The organism is Mesorhizobium sp. DCY119, from assembly GCF_003590645.1.
Lineage (GTDB): Bacteria > Pseudomonadota > Alphaproteobacteria > Rhizobiales > Rhizobiaceae > Mesorhizobium_M.
Genome location: NZ_CP031834.1, coordinates 2,375,936 through 2,391,506 on the forward strand (window position 1 = coordinate 2,375,936; position 15,571 = coordinate 2,391,506).

The 15,571-nt window shown below is 60.7% G+C and carries 16 protein-coding genes; 11 read left to right on the forward strand and 5 right to left on the reverse strand.

What is annotated here, in order from left to right; translation table 11 throughout:
- Window positions 1–57: 57 nt before the first annotated feature.
- Window positions 58–2,109 (reverse strand): TonB-dependent receptor, encoded by a 2,052-nt coding sequence (locus DZG07_RS11470; RefSeq protein WP_245429621.1) that lies wholly within the window; start codon window positions 2,107–2,109, stop codon window positions 58–60.
- Window positions 2,110–2,345: 236 nt separating this feature from the next.
- Here DZG07_RS11470 and hemP point away from each other — a divergent pair, with 236 nt between their 5' ends.
- The 5 genes from hemP to DZG07_RS11495 are packed head-to-tail and all read left to right on the forward strand — an operon-like array spanning window position 2,346 to window position 6,464.
- Window positions 2,346–2,555 carry a hemin uptake protein HemP gene (gene hemP / locus DZG07_RS11475; RefSeq protein ID WP_119817103.1) on the forward strand — a complete coding sequence of 70 codons (210 nt, stop codon included), beginning with the start codon at window positions 2,346–2,348 and terminating at the stop codon, window positions 2,553–2,555.
- Window positions 2,556–2,570: 15 nt separating this feature from the next.
- Window positions 2,571–3,635, forward strand: a complete 1,065-nt coding sequence (locus tag DZG07_RS11480) for a ChuX/HutX family heme-like substrate-binding protein (RefSeq protein ID WP_119817105.1) — start codon at window positions 2,571–2,573, stop codon at window positions 3,633–3,635.
- A gap of 11 nt (window positions 3,636–3,646) precedes the next feature.
- The gene (locus tag DZG07_RS11485) at window positions 3,647–4,546 is read left to right on the forward strand and encodes a hemin ABC transporter substrate-binding protein (protein ID WP_119817108.1); all 900 of its coding nucleotides are present in this window, start codon (window positions 3,647–3,649) and stop codon (window positions 4,544–4,546) included.
- 11 nt (window positions 4,547–4,557) lie between these two features.
- Complete coding sequence (locus tag DZG07_RS11490; RefSeq protein ID WP_119817111.1) at window positions 4,558–5,661, forward strand: iron chelate uptake ABC transporter family permease subunit; 1,104 nt, start codon at window positions 4,558–4,560, stop codon at window positions 5,659–5,661.
- A gap of 11 nt (window positions 5,662–5,672) precedes the next feature.
- On the forward strand, window positions 5,673–6,464 hold the full coding sequence (locus DZG07_RS11495) for a heme ABC transporter ATP-binding protein (protein WP_119817114.1): 792 nt from the start codon (window positions 5,673–5,675) through the stop codon (window positions 6,462–6,464).
- A gap of 9 nt (window positions 6,465–6,473) precedes the next feature.
- Here the strand turns inward: DZG07_RS11495 and rirA are convergent, their stop codons facing one another.
- Entirely contained in the window at window positions 6,474–6,938 is a 465-nt protein-coding gene (gene rirA, locus DZG07_RS11500; RefSeq protein ID WP_091912429.1) for an iron-responsive transcriptional regulator RirA, read from the reverse strand.
- Window positions 6,939–7,263: 325 nt separating this feature from the next.
- Between rirA and DZG07_RS11505 the strand changes: the two genes are divergently transcribed.
- The 4 genes from DZG07_RS11505 (at window position 7,264) to DZG07_RS11520 (ending at window position 10,487) form a co-directional block, all read left to right on the forward strand.
- The gene (locus DZG07_RS11505; RefSeq protein WP_119817116.1) at window positions 7,264–7,839 is read left to right on the forward strand and encodes a GNAT family N-acetyltransferase; all 576 of its coding nucleotides are present in this window, start codon (window positions 7,264–7,266) and stop codon (window positions 7,837–7,839) included.
- Window positions 7,840–8,005: 166 nt separating this feature from the next.
- A complete protein-coding gene (locus tag DZG07_RS11510; RefSeq protein WP_119817119.1) occupies window positions 8,006–9,283 on the forward strand; it encodes a DUF445 domain-containing protein in 1,278 nt (425 codons plus the stop codon).
- Between the two features lie 68 nt (window positions 9,284–9,351).
- A complete protein-coding gene (gene phaP / locus DZG07_RS11515; RefSeq protein WP_119821639.1) occupies window positions 9,352–9,783 on the forward strand; it encodes a TIGR01841 family phasin in 432 nt (143 codons plus the stop codon).
- Between the two features lie 215 nt (window positions 9,784–9,998).
- A complete protein-coding gene (locus tag DZG07_RS11520; protein ID WP_119817122.1) occupies window positions 9,999–10,487 on the forward strand; it encodes a MaoC family dehydratase in 489 nt (162 codons plus the stop codon).
- 4 nt (window positions 10,488–10,491) lie between these two features.
- Here DZG07_RS11520 and maiA read toward each other — a convergent pair whose 3' ends face one another.
- Entirely contained in the window at window positions 10,492–11,142 is a 651-nt protein-coding gene (gene maiA, locus DZG07_RS11525) for a maleylacetoacetate isomerase (protein WP_119817125.1), read from the reverse strand.
- A 224-nt stretch (window positions 11,143–11,366) separates the two neighbouring features.
- Between maiA and DZG07_RS11530 the strand changes: the two genes are divergently transcribed.
- Window positions 11,367–12,050 carry a response regulator transcription factor gene (locus DZG07_RS11530; RefSeq protein ID WP_091912441.1) on the forward strand — a complete coding sequence of 228 codons (684 nt, stop codon included), beginning with the start codon at window positions 11,367–11,369 and terminating at the stop codon, window positions 12,048–12,050.
- A 116-nt stretch (window positions 12,051–12,166) separates the two neighbouring features.
- Here DZG07_RS11530 and DZG07_RS11535 read toward each other — a convergent pair whose 3' ends face one another.
- Together DZG07_RS11535 and DZG07_RS11540 are read right to left on the reverse strand one after the other, a co-directional pair.
- The gene (locus tag DZG07_RS11535) at window positions 12,167–13,507 is read right to left on the reverse strand and encodes a hybrid sensor histidine kinase/response regulator (RefSeq protein WP_091912443.1); all 1,341 of its coding nucleotides are present in this window, start codon (window positions 13,505–13,507) and stop codon (window positions 12,167–12,169) included.
- A gap of 11 nt (window positions 13,508–13,518) precedes the next feature.
- Window positions 13,519–14,634 (reverse strand): FIST N-terminal domain-containing protein, encoded by a 1,116-nt coding sequence (locus DZG07_RS11540; RefSeq protein ID WP_091912445.1) that lies wholly within the window; start codon window positions 14,632–14,634, stop codon window positions 13,519–13,521.
- A 317-nt stretch (window positions 14,635–14,951) separates the two neighbouring features.
- Here DZG07_RS11540 and DZG07_RS11545 point away from each other — a divergent pair, with 317 nt between their 5' ends.
- On the forward strand, window positions 14,952–15,464 hold the full coding sequence (locus DZG07_RS11545) for a (2Fe-2S)-binding protein (RefSeq protein ID WP_119821641.1): 513 nt from the start codon (window positions 14,952–14,954) through the stop codon (window positions 15,462–15,464).
- Window positions 15,465–15,571: the final 107 nt, after the last annotated feature.

Sequence of the window (15,571 nt, forward strand, 5' to 3'; positions counted from 1 at the left end):
ACTCACCGGCGAATGGGCTTCGCCGGTGAGTGCTGGATGTCAACTCGTTCCCGGAGGTCAGAACTGGAACTGCGTCGACAGGTAGAATGTGCGGCCCTGGCCGGAGCCGATGGTGCTCAGTGCCGGTGTGTATTGCTTGTCGAACAGGTTGGTGACCTTGAAGGCCACGTCCACATTCTCGTTGACCTTGTAGTTCGTGAACAGGTCGACGGTGGTGTAGCTTGGCGTCTTCACATTGATCGGCGTGAAGGTCGCATCGTTTGCATTGCCGACATTGGTTACCCCGTTGGAGACGTAGTTGACCCGTGTGCCGATCTCCAGCTTCTGCTCAAGGAAACGGCCCCCAAGGGTTAGAGCGACGATGTCGTCCGGCAAGTAGCTCAGCGCGCCGAGGCCGGGCTGCTGGCTCGGCAGCTTGGTGTCGGTGTGCGTGTAGGCGATGCCGCCGAAAGCCATGCCGAGATCATAGGTAGCAGCAAGCTCGATGCCGCTCTGGCGTGACTCACCCGGAACATTCACATACTCGAACATGAAGAATTGCGGATTGAAACGCGCCGCGATGAAATCCTCGACCTTCATGTTGTAGTAGCTGGCCTTGACCCGCAGGCTATCGTCGGCGGTGAGCAGGCCGTCACGCTTCACATTGACGCCGACTTCCCATCCTTTTTGCGATTCGGGCTTCAGGTCCGGATTGGGCAGGAAGCTTGCCGAAGTGCCACCGGGATGATCGCCGCCGACCATGGTCTCCTGCACGGTTGGCGCGCGCATCGACTGCGAATAGGTGACGTAAGGCTGAAACCAGTCGACCGGCTTGACCGCCAGCGTCACCTTTGGATTGAGCGCACCCTTCGACTGGTCGACCGTATAGGCGCCGCCGGCACGAGGCCCTGCATCGGCCGTGCCATTCAGATTGTAGAAGTCGTAACGCAGCGCGCCGACCAGTTCGAACATACCGTAGGTGAAAGTGTTTTCCGAAAACACTGCGCCAGTGCGGCTGTGGGCGTTGGCGGGGTTCACGCCGCCATTGATCGAGGTGACCTTGTCGGTGAAGTACTCGACGCCGTTTTCGGACTTCACCGCGATCTCACCGAAATCCATCAGTGACGTGTTGGACACGTCGAAACCGACGCCGCGGTCGTTGATCTTGCGTCCTGCGGCGCTCGCAAACGGCGAAAGCCCCTTTAGATATTCCATCTGGATGTCGTTGAAGTAGCCGTTCACCTTGAGATGGATCAGGTCGTTTCCTGTCGGGTCATAACGATAATTGGCAGTCGCCGTGCGATTCTTGACCTGCTGCTCGTAGGAATTGGCGGCGAAATCGTTCTGGTAGAAGATGCCGCCGAGCGACAGGCGGTGATCCTCGCCGAAGCCGAAATCAGCCTTCAGCAGACCTGAGACCAGATCCTGCCCGGTATATGGCACGGTATCGCCGTCGCCATTCCTGAAGTCGTTGGAATCGCGCTTGCTGATTGCCGCCGCGAGTCCGACGGCATCCCGCTTTACACCGCCCGCCAGCATTTCGGAGAAGCCGACGCCGTTGCTGCCCCAGGAGGCGCGGCCGAGCAGGCCGTATTCCTGGCCGTCACGCACGATGTCCTCGACGCCAATGGTGCGGAAATTGACCGAACCGGCAAGTCCGCCGCCGCCAGCCGTTGAGACGGCACCACGTTCGACATCGATCTCGGTCAGGAAGTTCGGATCGACATAGGTGAAGCCGCCGGCCTCATGGCCGGTGAAGCGGAAGCTCTGGCGCACGCCGTCGATCATCGAATTGACGCGGCCAGACCCTTCGAAGCCGCGAATGTTGACGGCAATGCCCGGCTGTTGCGGGTTTTCGCGGGTAAAGGTGCCGGGCACCGAGCGCAGCACGTCGTCGAGATTTTCGCGCCCGAGCTTCTCGAGTGTCGTCTTGTCGACCTTGCCAACGCTGGCCGGCACATCCACCGGATCGCCAGTACCGTTTCCGGCACCGGCCTTTCCTGTGGTGATGACGACGCGCTCAAGCTGCGTCACGCGATCTTGCTTTTCGGTCTCGTTCGTTTCCTGGGCTCTTGCCCCGATTGTCGCGACCAATACGGTCACTGCCGTTCCGCCAAGCAGAACAGCCATATTTCGTGCCACCAGCCCCATGTCCCAAGCTCTCCATAATGTCTTTCATGCGGGCTGGCTTTCGACGCTTGCTGGCATTTTTCATTGACGCCAGAGTGATTTAAATCTTGACTCATTTACTCTGGTATTGCACTGACTATTGAACATGATGTTTTGAGTCAAGATTGATTTCAAGGCTGGAGAAGAGGTCGTCCGACAGGTGAGGCCGAACTCCAAAACGAAAGGGTCCGACGACCATGAACAGCCACAACCATGACGATTTTCACTATCGCAACCGGCGGCCTTTCAACGACGCGCCCCGGCGTCCCGAGCTGCAGCATTTCCCGACTCGTACGGTCTTGAGTTCATCGCTGTTCAACGGCGACCACGAGATCGGGATCGACCACGGCGGGTCGCTCTATCGCCTGAAGATCACCCGTCAGGGCAAGCTCATTCTCAACAAGTAAGTGCAGGACGTTTCCATGGATGCTCGCGTCAAACCCGCGCCGGATGCAATTCGTACGGCTAGGGCGGCTAATCCCAAAATGCGCGAGCGCGACCTCGCAAGCCAGCTCGGCATCTCCGAGGCCGAGCTGGTGGCCGCGCATTGCGGCGAGGGCATCTATCGTGTGGAGCCGCGCGTCAACGATCTGCTGACCGGCCTGGAGGCCGTAGGCGAGGTGATGGCGCTGACCCGCAACGAAAGCGCCGTTCATGAGAAGATCGGCGTCTATGACAAGGTCGTCACCGGCAATCACAATGCCATGGTGCTCGGCGAAAACATCGACCTGCGCATCTTCCCGAAAGTCTGGGCGCATGGCTTTGCCGTCGAAAAGCGCGACAGCGGCGAAATCCGCCGCAGCCTGCAATTCTTCGACAGGGAAGGCGAGGCGGTGCACAAGGTGCATCTGCGCGGCACCTCCAATCTCTACGCCTACCAGAAGCTCGTTGCCGATCTAGCCTCCGTCGATCAGAGCCAGACGGTGGACCTTAGCTATGAAGACAACACCGAAACCGAGGCTGCCTCGGCGGAGGTTTCAACCAGCGTCGACGATTTGCGCGATCGCTGGAGCAAGCTTACCGACACGCATCAGTTCTTCGGCATGTTGCGCACATTGAAACTGTCGCGCCAGCAGGCGGTTCGCATGGTCGGGCCGGACTATGCGTGGCTGGTCGACAATGATGCGCTTGCTGCCATGCTGCATCACGCCGCCGAGAGTGAAACGCCGATCATGTGCTTTGTCGGCAACCGCGGCTGCATCCAGATACATTCGGGTGCGGTGAAGAACATCAAGCCGATGGGGCCGTGGATCAACATTCTCGACGAGACCTTCCACATGCATCTGCGGATGGATCACGTCAGCGAGGTCTGGGCGGTGCGCAAGCCGACCAAGGACGGTCACGTCACCTCGCTCGAGGCCTATGGCGCCGACGGCAAGATGATCATCCAATTCTTCGGAAAGCGGCATGAAGGGCAAAGCGAGCGCGAGGACTGGCGCTTCATTGCCGAGAACCTGCCGCGCATTCCGACTTCGACGGCGGCGTGAGGGGCAGTTCCATGAGCATCTTCAATCGCATTGCCCGCGGCGCATGTGCTGCTTTCGTGGCTGCATCCGTCTTCGGCGCGGCTACCGCGGCATCCGCGGAAGAAGGCAAGGCCGTATTTCCCGACACGTCGCGGCTCGTTTCCATCGGTGGATCGATAACCGAGATCGTCTATGCGCTGGGCGAGGAGGGCAAGCTGATCGCCCGCGATTCGACCGGGACCTACCCCGAGACGGCGAAGGCGCTGCCAGATGTCGGCTATATGCGGGCGCTGTCTCCCGAAGGCGTGCTGTCGGTCAATCCATCAGGCATTCTGGCGCTTGCCGGCAGCGGTCCGAAGGAAGCCGTCGATGTCCTGAGGAAAGCCAGCGTCACCTTCATCGAAGTGCCTGAAACTTTCGATCATCCCGGAATCCTGGAAAAAATTCGGGTCGTCGGCAAGGCGCTGGGTGCCGACGCCAAGGCCGACGCTCTCGAAGCCTCTGTCGATGCCGATCTCAAGGAGGCCGAAAAACTCACCGCCGATGTGAAAGAGCGCAAACGCGTGCTGTTCATCCTCAGCATGCAGGGCGGCAAGATACTGGCTGCCGGCAGCGGCAATGCCGCCGACGGCATCATCAAGCTCGCGGGCGGCGTCAATGCCGTCGAAGGTGTGCCGGGTTACAAGCAGCTTTCCGAGGAAGCGGTGGTCACCGCCAAGCCGGACGTCATTTTGATGATGAATCGCGGTGGTGATCATGCGGCCGCTGCCGACGATCTCTTTGCCCATCCAGGCATCGCGTCTACGCCGGCAGCCGAGAACAAGAAACTGGTGCGGATGGATGGCAGCTACCTGCTCGGCTTCGGCCCACGCACGGCCGGCGCCATTCGTGATCTTGCCGTCGCCCTTTATGGCGACGCGATCAAGGACTGAACGGAAAGACCGTGGCGGATACATTGGCCGACAGGTTCGGCGACATTGAAAAACGAGCCGCAGCGGGCGACCGCTCGGCGCGCGCAAAGTTTGCGATCGGTCTTCTGTGCCTCTTGCTTGCGCTGACCGTATTGTTCAGCCTTGCCTCCGGCGCATCGGATGCTTCGGCCATCACCGTCGTGCGCGACTGGCTGTTTCCGTCGCTGTCGGACGGTTCTGCCTTGTCCGCGCGCGACCGCATCATCGTCTATGACATCCGCCTGCCGCGCGTCATTCTCGGCGTGCTGATCGGGGCTGCCCTTGCCGTGTCCGGGGCGGTCATGCAGGGCCTGTTCCGCAATCCGCTGGCCGATCCCGGTCTCGTCGGCGTCTCATCGGGTGCAGGCCTTGGCGCGATTGTCATCATCGTGCTCGGCGGCACGGTGCTTGGGCCTGTGCTGGCGATATTCGGCATCTACACACTGCCGCTTGCCGCCTTCTTCGGCGGTCTGGCCACGACGATGCTGCTCTATCGCGTGGCGACACGGCGCGGCCAGACATCCATCGCCACCATGCTGCTTGCAGGCATCGCGCTTGGTGCGTTGACGGGGGCGCTGTCCGGCATCCTCGTCTATCTCGCCGACGACCGGCAGCTTCGTGATCTGACCTTCTGGGGGCTCGGCTCGCTGGCGGGCGCAACCTGGACCAAGATTGCAGCGGCCGGGCCGATCATCGTGCTGGTGCTGATCGTCTCGCCGTTCCTGGCGCGTGCGCTCAACGCGCTGGCGCTGGGTGAGGCGACTGCCAACCATCTCGGCATACCCGTCCAGCGCTTCAAGAATGTAGCGATCGTGGCGGTTGCGGCAGCCACCGGCGCTTCGGTTGCGGTCAGCGGCGGCATCGGCTTCGTCGGCATCGTGGTGCCGCATCTGCTGCGCCTGCTGATCGGGCCGGACAACCGCTATCTGCTGCCGGCGTCCGCTCTGCTCGGCGCATCCATGCTGCTTGTCGCCGACGCCATCAGCCGCACCATCGTCGCGCCGGCAGAACTGCCGATCGGCATCATCACGGCGTCCGTCGGCGGGCCGTTCTTCCTGTGGATATTGCTGCGCAAGCGCGGCCTCCTGGATCTCTAGAGGAAACGGCCATGATCGAAGCCCGCGATGTTTCCGTGTCCATCGGCACAAAGCGCATCATCTCGAACGTCGATTTCGACATGAGGCCGGGCGAGGTGGCGGCAATTGTCGGGCCAAACGGGTCGGGCAAGACGACCTTCCTCAGGGCGCTTACCGGAGAGTTGCCCTATACCGGCAGCATCGCCATCAACAATCGCGACCTGGCGACCCTGAAGTCCTGGGAGGCGGCGGGCATGCGGGCGGTGCTGCCGCAAGCGACGGCACTTTCCTTTCCCTTCACGGTGCGCGAAATCGTCAAGCTCGGCCTTCTGGGCGGCCGCTCCGGCGCGTTGCCGGGTGAGGACGATCGCCTGCCGGACCGGGCGCTGTCGCGTGTCGACCTCGACGGCTTCGCTGGCCGTTTCTATCAGGAGCTTTCGGGTGGGGAGCAGCAGCGGGTGCAGCTTGCCCGCGTGCTCTGCCAGGTCTGGGCGCCGGTGCTGGATGGAAAGCCGCGCTACCTGTTCCTCGACGAGCCGGTTTCCAGCCTCGATATCAAGCACCAGCTCATCATCATGAACATCGCCCGCGATTTCGCCCGGCGCGGCGGCGGGGTCGTTGCGATCCTGCACGACCTGAACCTGACAGCAATGTATGCCGACCGCATCTTCGTCATGCATCGCGGCAAGCTGGCGGCCGCCGGCTCGCCGCAGGATGTGCTAAGCGACGAGCTGATTTCGAAGGTGTTTGAATGCAAGCTGAAGGTCGGCGCGCTGCCTTCCGGCAACGTGCTATTCGTTCTCCCGCAATCGGCGGGACTTTAGGCTCGACTGCTAAGCAGCAGGCGCGCGGCGCTCTACCAGAAGATCGATACCGAGCAGGTTGCGCACATTGGGCCGTGCCTTGACCAGGTCGGCGATCGTGTAGCCTGCCAGCACTTCGAAGAATGCGTTCAACGCCTCACGCAGTGCCGAATTCAACGCGCAGCTGTCGACCAGCGGGCATTCTGCCGCGTCGTTCTCGAAGCATTCGGCCATGGCGAAATTTTCTTCCGTCACGCGCACCACGTCGAACAAGGTGATCTTGTCAGCGGCGCGACCGAGCCGGACGCCGCCATTGCGGCCACGTACGGTTTCCACCAGGCCGTTTTCGACCAGCGGCTGTAGGATCTTGAAAAGGAACAGCTCCGACACTGTGTAAGCGGCGGCGATTTCGGGAATCCGGCTCAGCCGGTCGTCATTGGCAGCGCAATACATGAGGATGCGCATGGCGTAGTTCGTCTGGCGGGTGAGCCGCATGGTCGTTTCCTTCGCAGCACCGGCTGGAACCGATTTCTGAACGGCTCAAGCCAAGACAGGCGCGATCTCTCGAGTCGTTGGATCGCTTTCATTCCTGAATATGGCCTACAGTCTAGAATAATTCCAGACAAGAAGCGAAAAATACCTTCTCTTTTTGGTCATATTTTTGGTCATATTTTTGGCATTGGTGGAGCGACGGCGTCCGGTATTCCATTTTTGCAATGCTGACCTTTACGTAAAGGGATTGCATTTCATGCTGCGGCGCACAATATAATTGCTGTCGAGAGTCGTAGACTCGGGGAGGAACCCACGAGAAGTACGACACATGCAGAATACGCTAAATCATCTCCCGCTGACCGGCATCATCAGGCAGCTCCGGCCTTCCGACCTGCCACGCTTCCGCGATCATCTTCTCAGGCTCGATGCCGTGAGCCGGCGCGATCGCTTCAATGGCGCGACGGATGACGATTTCATCGCCAGCTATGCCGACCGCAGCTTCGCGCAAGGCACCACCGTCATCGGCTATGTCGAAGACGACAAGGTGTTCGGTGCTGCCGAACTTCACGAACGGCCTGAAATTGCCGAGCCGACCGGCGAGATCGCCTTCAGCGTCGAGCGCCATCTTCAGCATCGCCATATCGGCGGGCGGCTGTTCGAGCGACTGATCGCCAATGCGCGCGGGCTGGGCTACACGAAGCTTCTGGTGACGACCCATCCGCAGAATGTCGCGATGAAGGCCTTGGCGCGCAAGTTCAACGCAGCGCTTTCCTTCGAGGACGGCGAGACCGTAGGCGTTATCGACCTTGGCCAGCGCTCGTTTGATGGTCTTGATCTCGTCGCTCCCAAACGGTTCGGCCTGTCGCCGGTTCGTGACGTTCCCAAAATGCTTGCCGGCAGGTGAGGGCGCCTGTCTCGCGTTCGCCCTCCGTCCGGATTGCATCAAAGGCCCGCTTACGCGGGCCTTTTTTATGTCTTCCACCTGCTAAAGCCCCATATGTCTCGCGAACCGAATGGCGGGGTCGCTCACGGATGATAGTGTGCGGCCCTTTCGAGAACCGGATGAGCATATGAACCAGGCATCGACAATCAGCCCGGAAAACGCGGAAAAGCTTGCGGCCTTGCGCCGTACCAAGTTCATCGCCACTGGTGCTTTGTGCCTGTGCGTTGCCGTCTTCATCACGGCGAAGCTGTTGCAGCCGCGCTTTCCGTGGCTTGGTTTCGTCGCGGCTTTTGCCGAGGCCGCCACCATTGGCGGCTTGGCCGACTGGTATGCGGTCGTCGCGCTGTTCAAGCGGCCGCTCGGCCTGCCGATCCCGCATACGGCGATCATTCCGTCCAATCAGGAGCGCATCGCCGACAATCTCGGCCGCTTCATCGAGGTCAATTTCCTGGCACCTGGTCCGGTGCGCGAAAAGCTCGGCGAGGTGGATTTCTCCGCTCTCGTCGCCGATTGGCTGTCGGATCGGCAGAGGGCGGAGGGCCTGTCGCGCTTTGTCGCGCGGCTGGTGCCGCAGACGCTGGCCGCCATCGATCAGTCCGGCCTGCGCGGCTTTGTTTCCGAGCGCATGCTGGAGCAGGTGGAAAAGGTGCCGCTTGCACCGTTGGCCGCCGAGCTTCTCTCAGCATTCACCGACGATCGCCGTCACCAGAAATTGTTCGACCAGTTCACCAAGGTCGTCGGCAAGTTCCTTTCCGACGAGGAAGCGCTTGCCACGATGCGCGAAAAGATCCGCGAGGAACTGCCGTCGCTGTTCAACCTGTTCCGCGCCGACGCCTATCTGCTCAAGAAGATCGTTGCTTCCGCCGGTTCGCTGCTGGAAGAGGTGCGGGCCGATCAGCATCATCCGATGCGGCAGGAGTTCGACCGTTTCGTCGAAAAATTCATCGCCGATCTGCGCAATTCCAAGACCTATGCGAAACGTGCCGAAAAACTGAAGCGCGATTTTCTCGCCCGCCCCGAGCTGAAGGCGCTGGCCGGCGACATGTGGGAAAGCCTGCGCAATTTGATCGAACAGGATGCGCGCGCCGAAAACTCCATGATCCGCACCCATCTCGCCGGTATGTTCGTCGAGGTTGGCCGCCAGCTTGCCAGCGACGAAAAAATCCGCGCCGACATGAACCAGGGTTTTGTCGTGGCGTTGGCCTCCTTTGTCGAAAGCCAGAAAAGCGGCGTCTCGAGTTTCATTGCCGAGCAGGTGAAGCGCTGGGATCTCGGCCAGCTTACGCGCCTCATCGAAATGAACATCGGGCGCGACCTGCAATATATCCGCTTCAACGGCATGCTCATCGGCGGCATGGCCGGGCTGGCGCTTTACGTGATCGAGCTCGTCTTCCTGGTGAATTGACCCGCGCGATCATCGGCCTATCTTCTCCTTGACCGCGTTCGACACCGGCGCGTGAAAGGGAGGAAATGATGGCCAAGGCACCCGAGACCGATACCTTCATGGACATGTTCAAACGGCTTGGCGAGGAGCTGAAGCTGCCGCGTTTCGACGTTGACTCCATTCTCGCCCATCATCGCAAGAATCTGGAAGCGTTGCAGAAATCTGCCTCGGCCGGCGCATCGGGGGCATCCAGTCTCATGTCGCGACAGCGCGAGATCATGCAGGACACGGTGCGCGAGATCGCCGAGATGGCGCAGGGTTTCCGCGCGCCCGGCAACCCGCAGGAGATGATGTCGAAACAGGCCGATTTTGTCCGCCGTTCCTTCGAAACCACAGTCAAGAACGCCAGCGAATCAGCTGAAATCATGCGCAAATCCGGTACGGAATCGCTGGATATCCTGCGCAATCGCATTCGCGAGGCCATGGCGGAAATCCGGGAGGGATACGACCAGCGGAAGTAGTCGTCCGGGCGTAACGCTGCCTGGGACCGGTTCGTTCGAACGACCTTGACCTGGATGATTGAAGGCAAAAGTCTGTCACGAAGGTCTTTTGCAGAGCATCATAAGCTGCTAGTTCCGGGCAGAAGCAGTCCGTTCGCGGGGGACGTCTGATCCAGTGAGCGTGCCTGTTTGTGCCGAAAACCTGCGCGCGTAAGCGTCGGAAAACGGAGAAACCGATGTCGAAACCGGCTTTGACATTCGCCACGCTCAAGCACGCCGTCGGGCAGGAACTTGGCGTTTCGCAATGGACTACCGTCGACCAGACCCGGATCGACCAGTTTGCCGATTGCACGGGCGACCATCAGTGGATTCATGTCGATGCGGAGCGGGCGAGGCGCGAAAGTCCTTTCCGCGCGACGATCGCGCATGGCTTCCTGACGCTGTCGATCATCGGCTCGCTCGGCCAGGAGATCGGTGCGATCCCTGAAAATACGCAAGCCGCATTCAACTACGGCCTCGACCGGGTCCGGTTCGTTGCCCCTGTCCGGGCAGGCACGCGCGTGCGGCTGCGCTCGACCCTGATATCGCTCGAGGACCGCGGTCCGGGCCAATACCTGATGAAAGCGAATAACGTCATCGAGATCGAGGGCGATGAGCGGCCCGCGCTGATCGCCGAGACGCTGATCATGCTTTACGAGCGGCGGCAGAAGAAGGTGGCCAGCTAACCTCCTATTCGGCGTCCGGCTGGTTTTTCGGTGCGGCCTTGATGAAGGCGGGCAGTTCCATGCAGGCTGTCGCGATACGCGAAATCACCGGGTAGGGCTCCATATCGACATTGTAGCGGGCGTTGTTGACGACTTGCGCGACAAGGCAGATGTCGGCGAGGCCGGGCCGGTCGCCGTGACAGAACGTGCCGGTGTCCTTGCTGTCGGAGAGAATCTTTTCAAGCGGTTGGAAGGTTTCGTTGACCCAGTGCCGGAACCAGTTGGCGACGTCGTCGTCGCCGGCGCCATAGAGCGTGCGCAATGAGGTCAGCACCCGCAGATTGTTTATCGGGTGGATGTCGCAGGCGATCATCTGGGAGAGCATGCGCACGCGGGCGCGGCCGAGCGCATCGGCCGGCAATAGGGGCGGCTGCGGCACTGTTTCATCCAGGAATTCGATGATCGCCAGCGATTGCACCAGAAGCGTGCCGTCGTTCCAGATCAGGGCAGGGACAAACCCTTGCGGATTTACGGCGAGATAGGACGGTTCGAGATGTTCGCCGAAGCGCAAGTGATGGGGCACATAGGTGTAATCCAGCTCCTTCATCTCCAACGCGATGCGCACCCGGTAGGACGTAGAGGAGCGGAAGTAGTTATGCAGGATGATTTCGCCCATCAAGGTTCCTCCCGGTGCGTCTTGCGGGTCGCTTTCGTGCGGCGAATGCGTCGCGTGTCGAAAAGCGGCCGATGTACTATTTGGCAATAATCGCTTGCGCTGCGCTCGGCTACTCTTGAATGATGCGGAATGAATCAGGGAATTAGAAAAAATGTCTTCTTTGGCCGGCGTGGCCGGACCACGGCATCCCTCGACCTCCGCGCTTGCATGACGGAGAGTTGGCCATGAGCTCTGCCAACGAAACTGCCCGGTTCCTGATAATCGACGACCACCCGTTGTTTCGCGAGGCGCTGCATAGCGCGGTGCGCATGGCCTATCCGGATGTCGATACGGTGGAAGCCCGCTCCATCACCGAAGCGCTGGAACATCTGGCCGGGCCCAAGCCTTTCGATCTGGCGCTGCTGGACCTCTCGATGCCCGACGTCCACGGCTTCGACGGCCTGCTGCAACTGCGCACGCGCTACCCGCGCTTGCCGGTGGTCGTGGTTTCCGGTCACGAGGAACCGAAGATCATATCCGAGGCGCTTTCTTACGGCGCTGCCGGCTTCATCCCGAAATCCGTGCGCAAGACCGACCTCGCCAACGCCATCCGTTCCGTCATGGAAGGGGCGATCCATGTGCCGGAAAACTATGAGGGCCAGGCACCTGACGCCGAAAGTGCCGACCGGGCCGAAATGGTGCGCAGGCTCGCCAAGCTGACGCCGCAGCAGTTGCGTGTGCTGCAAATGCTGCGACAGGGTCTTCTCAACAAGCAGATCGCCTTTGAACTGCAGGTCGGCGAGACCACCGTGAAAGCGCATGTCTCAGAGATATTGCGCAAGCTCAACGTCTATAGCCGCACCCAAGCCGTGATCGAAGTCTCGAAGCTCGACAATGCGGAGTTGTTTCGGGAGCAATCGGGATTCTAGGGGAATAAGGCAGTAGGGCAGTAGGGATTGAGCTTCCAGAGTCCTCGCTGTCTCGACTAAACGCGACTGTCGACCTTAATTCCCCTACTGCCTTACTGCCCTATTCCCCTACTGCCTTAAGCGAGCAGATGCGCCAGCAGCGCCCGCAATTGCGCCGGTTTCAGCGGTTTGCGCATCAGTTCGACGCCAGCTTCGCGCGCCAAGCGCACCACGGCGTCAGAGCTGTCTCCGGTGACGATCAGCGCGGGCACGCCGCGTCCGAGATAGTCGCGAATCTCGGCGATGGTCGCGCTGCCGAGGTCGCCGCCGTCGAGATGTTGATCGGCAATGATGATATCGGGAATCCAGTCCGTATCGCCCAGCGCCTGCATTGCCAGTGCGGTGGAGGTCGCAGTCTTGACCGTGCACTGCCAACGCTCAAGCAGCACGGTCATGGCCTCGAGAACCTCGATGTCATTCTCGATCAGCAGCACTTTGGTTCCGAACAGGCCGTAACCGCGCGGCCGTTCCGGCTCGCCAAGCAGTGCCATGGGATCGGCAAAGCTGCCGACCACAACCGGCACGTCGAGATGGAAAATCGTTCCGCGCCCGACGATCGAGGAAAAGGCGATGGGATGGCCGAGCGCGCTGGTCATGCGGCGCACGATCGACAGGCCGAGGCCAAGCCCGCCGCCGGAAAGATCGGCGTCGGCCGAACCCGTGCCGCGGTGGAACTCCTCGAACACCGCTTCGTGCTGGTCTTCAGGAATGCCGCAGCCGGTGTCGACGATTGCGATCCTTATCCTGTCGCCGCGGTGGCGGATACCGACCAGAACGCCACCTTTGCGGGTGTAGCGTATAGCGTTGGAGACAATGTTCTGGAGGATACGGCGCAGCAGCGTGCGATCGGAACGCACCACCGCATTTCCGGCATGGAACTTGAGTTTCAGCCCTTTTTGCGCGGCCAGTGGCTGGAAATCGGATTTCAGCGACGAGAACAATTGCTCAAGCGAAACATCGGTGATCTCGGGCTCGACGACGCCGGCGTCCAGTTTGGAAATGTCGAGCAGGGTGTGGAGCAGGTCCTCCATCGTCTCCAGCGAGCGCTCGACCTGCCGAACCAGCTTGCGCCCTTCCTCGCCGGCCTGCACCTCCGCCAGCGCCGACACCGACAGATGTGCGGCATTGAGCGGTTGAAGAATGTCGTGGCTGGCGGCTGCGAGAAAGCGTGTCTTGGAAAGGTTGGCGCGCTCGGCATTCTCCTTGGCGGCGACGAGGTCGATGTTAGACACTTCGAGCCGGCGCATCGTGGCGCGCAACTCCTCGGTGCGGCTGCGTACCCGGTTCTCAAGGTTTATCGCGGTCTGGAACAGCGAAAAGGCATTACCCTGCTGGTCCATCGAGCGCTCGACGCGGGAGATCAGCGCCTGATTGATCTTCTTCAGCTTCTCGATGTCATCGATCTGGCGCACGGACATTTCCCTGGCTCTTATTCCGCCGCCTGTCGCTGGCCGAAGGCGATGCCGATGAAGGTCTGGTTGAGATGCATGGAGCGATACTGCTCGCCATAGGTGCCAAAGCCGATAACGTTGTTGGCGCGGTAAAGTTCGGAAATATCGCGGAACACCTGGCGGTTGCGGGCGTCGAGCCGTCTCAAGACGCAGTCGAAGCCGAGAATCATGTCGATGCCGCCCAGCCGCTCGCTGACGTTCTTCAATGCGGTGCGGGTCGATTCCACCATGCCGGTCGGCTTGGCGATGGACAGCACGATGCCGTCGTCGATGGCGCAGAAGAAGGAGAGCGAGCCATCGGCGTTCATCTTCTGGATCGAGCGGCAGTAATACTCGCCGCCGACGCGCACGACGACCGGATGTGAGGCGAAACTGAGCGGCGTCATGGCTCCATGCACGATGCCGACCGCTGCGGCGAATTCCTCGGCCGCCACGCCGGCGTTGAATTCATGGACGATGCGCCGCTCGGGATCTGAGGATGTGACGACGAGCTTGTCTTCGGTCGGCACGAAGTTTTCCGTCTTGAAGACATGGAACGGGATTTCGGTCGCCATCAGGATGATGATGGCGCAGTCGCTGTCGACATGGCCGTTCGAGATCAGCGCGGTCGTCTGGAATTTCAGGTCGTCGCCGGCCGAGCCTCCGATCAGCGGAATGTCGTCCAGCCCCCAGTGGATCGCCGAGGTTACGGCCTCCTCAGCATAGGAAAGCCCGTCGATGAGACAGAGGGCGAAGACATTGCCGGAGTGAGTCGAGCCGGTGCGCGCGTACAGCGTCCGTCTCAATTCCTCGACCTCGCCGGCAATGTCATCCATGCCGGAAGAAGAAAGGTTCCTGATCATCGCGCTGACTGCGGTGAAGGAGCGCTGCGGGAACAGCATTGCCAAAACATGGCCTTCTTCGAGCCCGGCAGGCGTTATCTCGCCGGCAGTCGAACAGCCGGCATGGGCGAGGCCCGGTGCATGGAGCTTCAGCGCAGCCGACAGCGATTCGGCATCCATCAACTGCTGGGAAAAGAAAAAGAGCGCAAAGCCGGCATTTATCGCAGCCGCTTCCTCGGCGACTGCGCGGGCAAATTCATCGGCGTCGGCCATGTCGGATGTCAAAGCCGACAGGCCGCAGGCGTAGCTTGTCCGTGAGCAGACCAGCGCAGTTCCTCCCAAAACCCACCTTCGACGTCCTCATCTTATGTCGAAGGCACACGCGTCTTGTGCATTCTTGCCCCCAGGCGTTAGTTTGGCAATGCCTGCATGCAGAACTCGTGTCCGAAAGTACAATATACGGGCATCTGGGCCGCCTGCATTCTCGCATCGTCGGGAATAATAAATGTATTTTGCTGCGCGTTTCGCGGCGACAGAATTCAGACCGTCCGGCCTTCGGCTGTGACGGGAACGGCACCGAGGGAGGTTTCATGTCGGAAGTATCGTTGGTTGTGAACGGCCGGCGCGTAGAAGGCGTGGTCGAGGACCGCACGCTGCTGGTCCATTTCCTGCGCGAGCATGTCGGGCTCACCGGCACGCATGTCGGTTGCGACACGTCGCAATGCGGCGCCTGCGTCGTCCATGTCGACGGCAAGGCAGTCAAATCCTGCACAATGCTGGCCGCTCAGGCATCCGGCTCGACGGTGGTCACCATCGAAGGCCTGGCCAACGGCGCCGATTTGCATCCGGTGCAGGCGGCTTTCAAAGAGCATCACGGGCTGCAATGCGGCTTCTGCACGCCGGGCATGATCATGTCGGCGACAGATATGATCAATCGCCACCCGGAAGGCCTGGACGAAGCGACGGTGCGCGCAGAGCTCGAAGGCAATATCTGCCGCTGCACCGGCTATCACAACATCGTGAAAGCCATATTGGCAGCGTCCAAGACGATGTCGAAGGCGAGCAAGGGTAAGGTTGCGAGCAAGGCGAAGAAGGCGGCGTGAGATATTGAGAGAATAGGGAGTAGTGAATAGCGAATAGGGTTTCGCATTCGCTGCTGCGCTGATTGGTTTCCACTACTCACTCCTCACTACTCACTACTCGCCACAGA

What these genes read in the sequence shown, in the direction of transcription:
- DZG07_RS11535 (WP_091912443.1), bottom strand. Translation starts at nt 13,507, where the DNA reads ATGTCCGTGCGCCAGATCGATGACATCGAGAAGCTGAAGAAGATCAAT.
- DZG07_RS11540 (WP_091912445.1), bottom strand. Translation starts at nt 14,634, where the DNA reads ATGGCCGACGCCGATGAATTTGCCCGCGCAGTCGCCGAGGAAGCGGCT.
- maiA (WP_119817125.1), bottom strand. Translation starts at nt 11,142, where the DNA reads ATGGGCGAAATCATCCTGCATAACTACTTCCGCTCCTCTACGTCCTAC.
- DZG07_RS11520 (WP_119817122.1), top strand. Translation starts at nt 9,999, where the DNA reads ATGTCGAAACCGGCTTTGACATTCGCCACGCTCAAGCACGCCGTCGGG.
- DZG07_RS11485 (WP_119817108.1), top strand. Translation starts at nt 3,647, where the DNA reads ATGAGCATCTTCAATCGCATTGCCCGCGGCGCATGTGCTGCTTTCGTG.
- DZG07_RS11545 (WP_119821641.1), top strand. Translation starts at nt 14,952, where the DNA reads ATGTCGGAAGTATCGTTGGTTGTGAACGGCCGGCGCGTAGAAGGCGTG.
- phaP (WP_119821639.1), top strand. Translation starts at nt 9,352, where the DNA reads ATGGCCAAGGCACCCGAGACCGATACCTTCATGGACATGTTCAAACGG.
- DZG07_RS11470 (WP_245429621.1), bottom strand. Translation starts at nt 2,109, where the DNA reads ATGGCTGTTCTGCTTGGCGGAACGGCAGTGACCGTATTGGTCGCGACA.
- rirA (WP_091912429.1), bottom strand. Translation starts at nt 6,938, where the DNA reads ATGCGGCTCACCCGCCAGACGAACTACGCCATGCGCATCCTCATGTAT.
- DZG07_RS11480 (WP_119817105.1), top strand. Translation starts at nt 2,571, where the DNA reads ATGGATGCTCGCGTCAAACCCGCGCCGGATGCAATTCGTACGGCTAGG.
- DZG07_RS11505 (WP_119817116.1), top strand. Translation starts at nt 7,264, where the DNA reads ATGCAGAATACGCTAAATCATCTCCCGCTGACCGGCATCATCAGGCAG.
- DZG07_RS11530 (WP_091912441.1), top strand. Translation starts at nt 11,367, where the DNA reads ATGAGCTCTGCCAACGAAACTGCCCGGTTCCTGATAATCGACGACCAC.
- hemP (WP_119817103.1), top strand. Translation starts at nt 2,346, where the DNA reads ATGAACAGCCACAACCATGACGATTTTCACTATCGCAACCGGCGGCCT.
- DZG07_RS11510 (WP_119817119.1), top strand. Translation starts at nt 8,006, where the DNA reads ATGAACCAGGCATCGACAATCAGCCCGGAAAACGCGGAAAAGCTTGCG.
- DZG07_RS11495 (WP_119817114.1), top strand. Translation starts at nt 5,673, where the DNA reads ATGATCGAAGCCCGCGATGTTTCCGTGTCCATCGGCACAAAGCGCATC.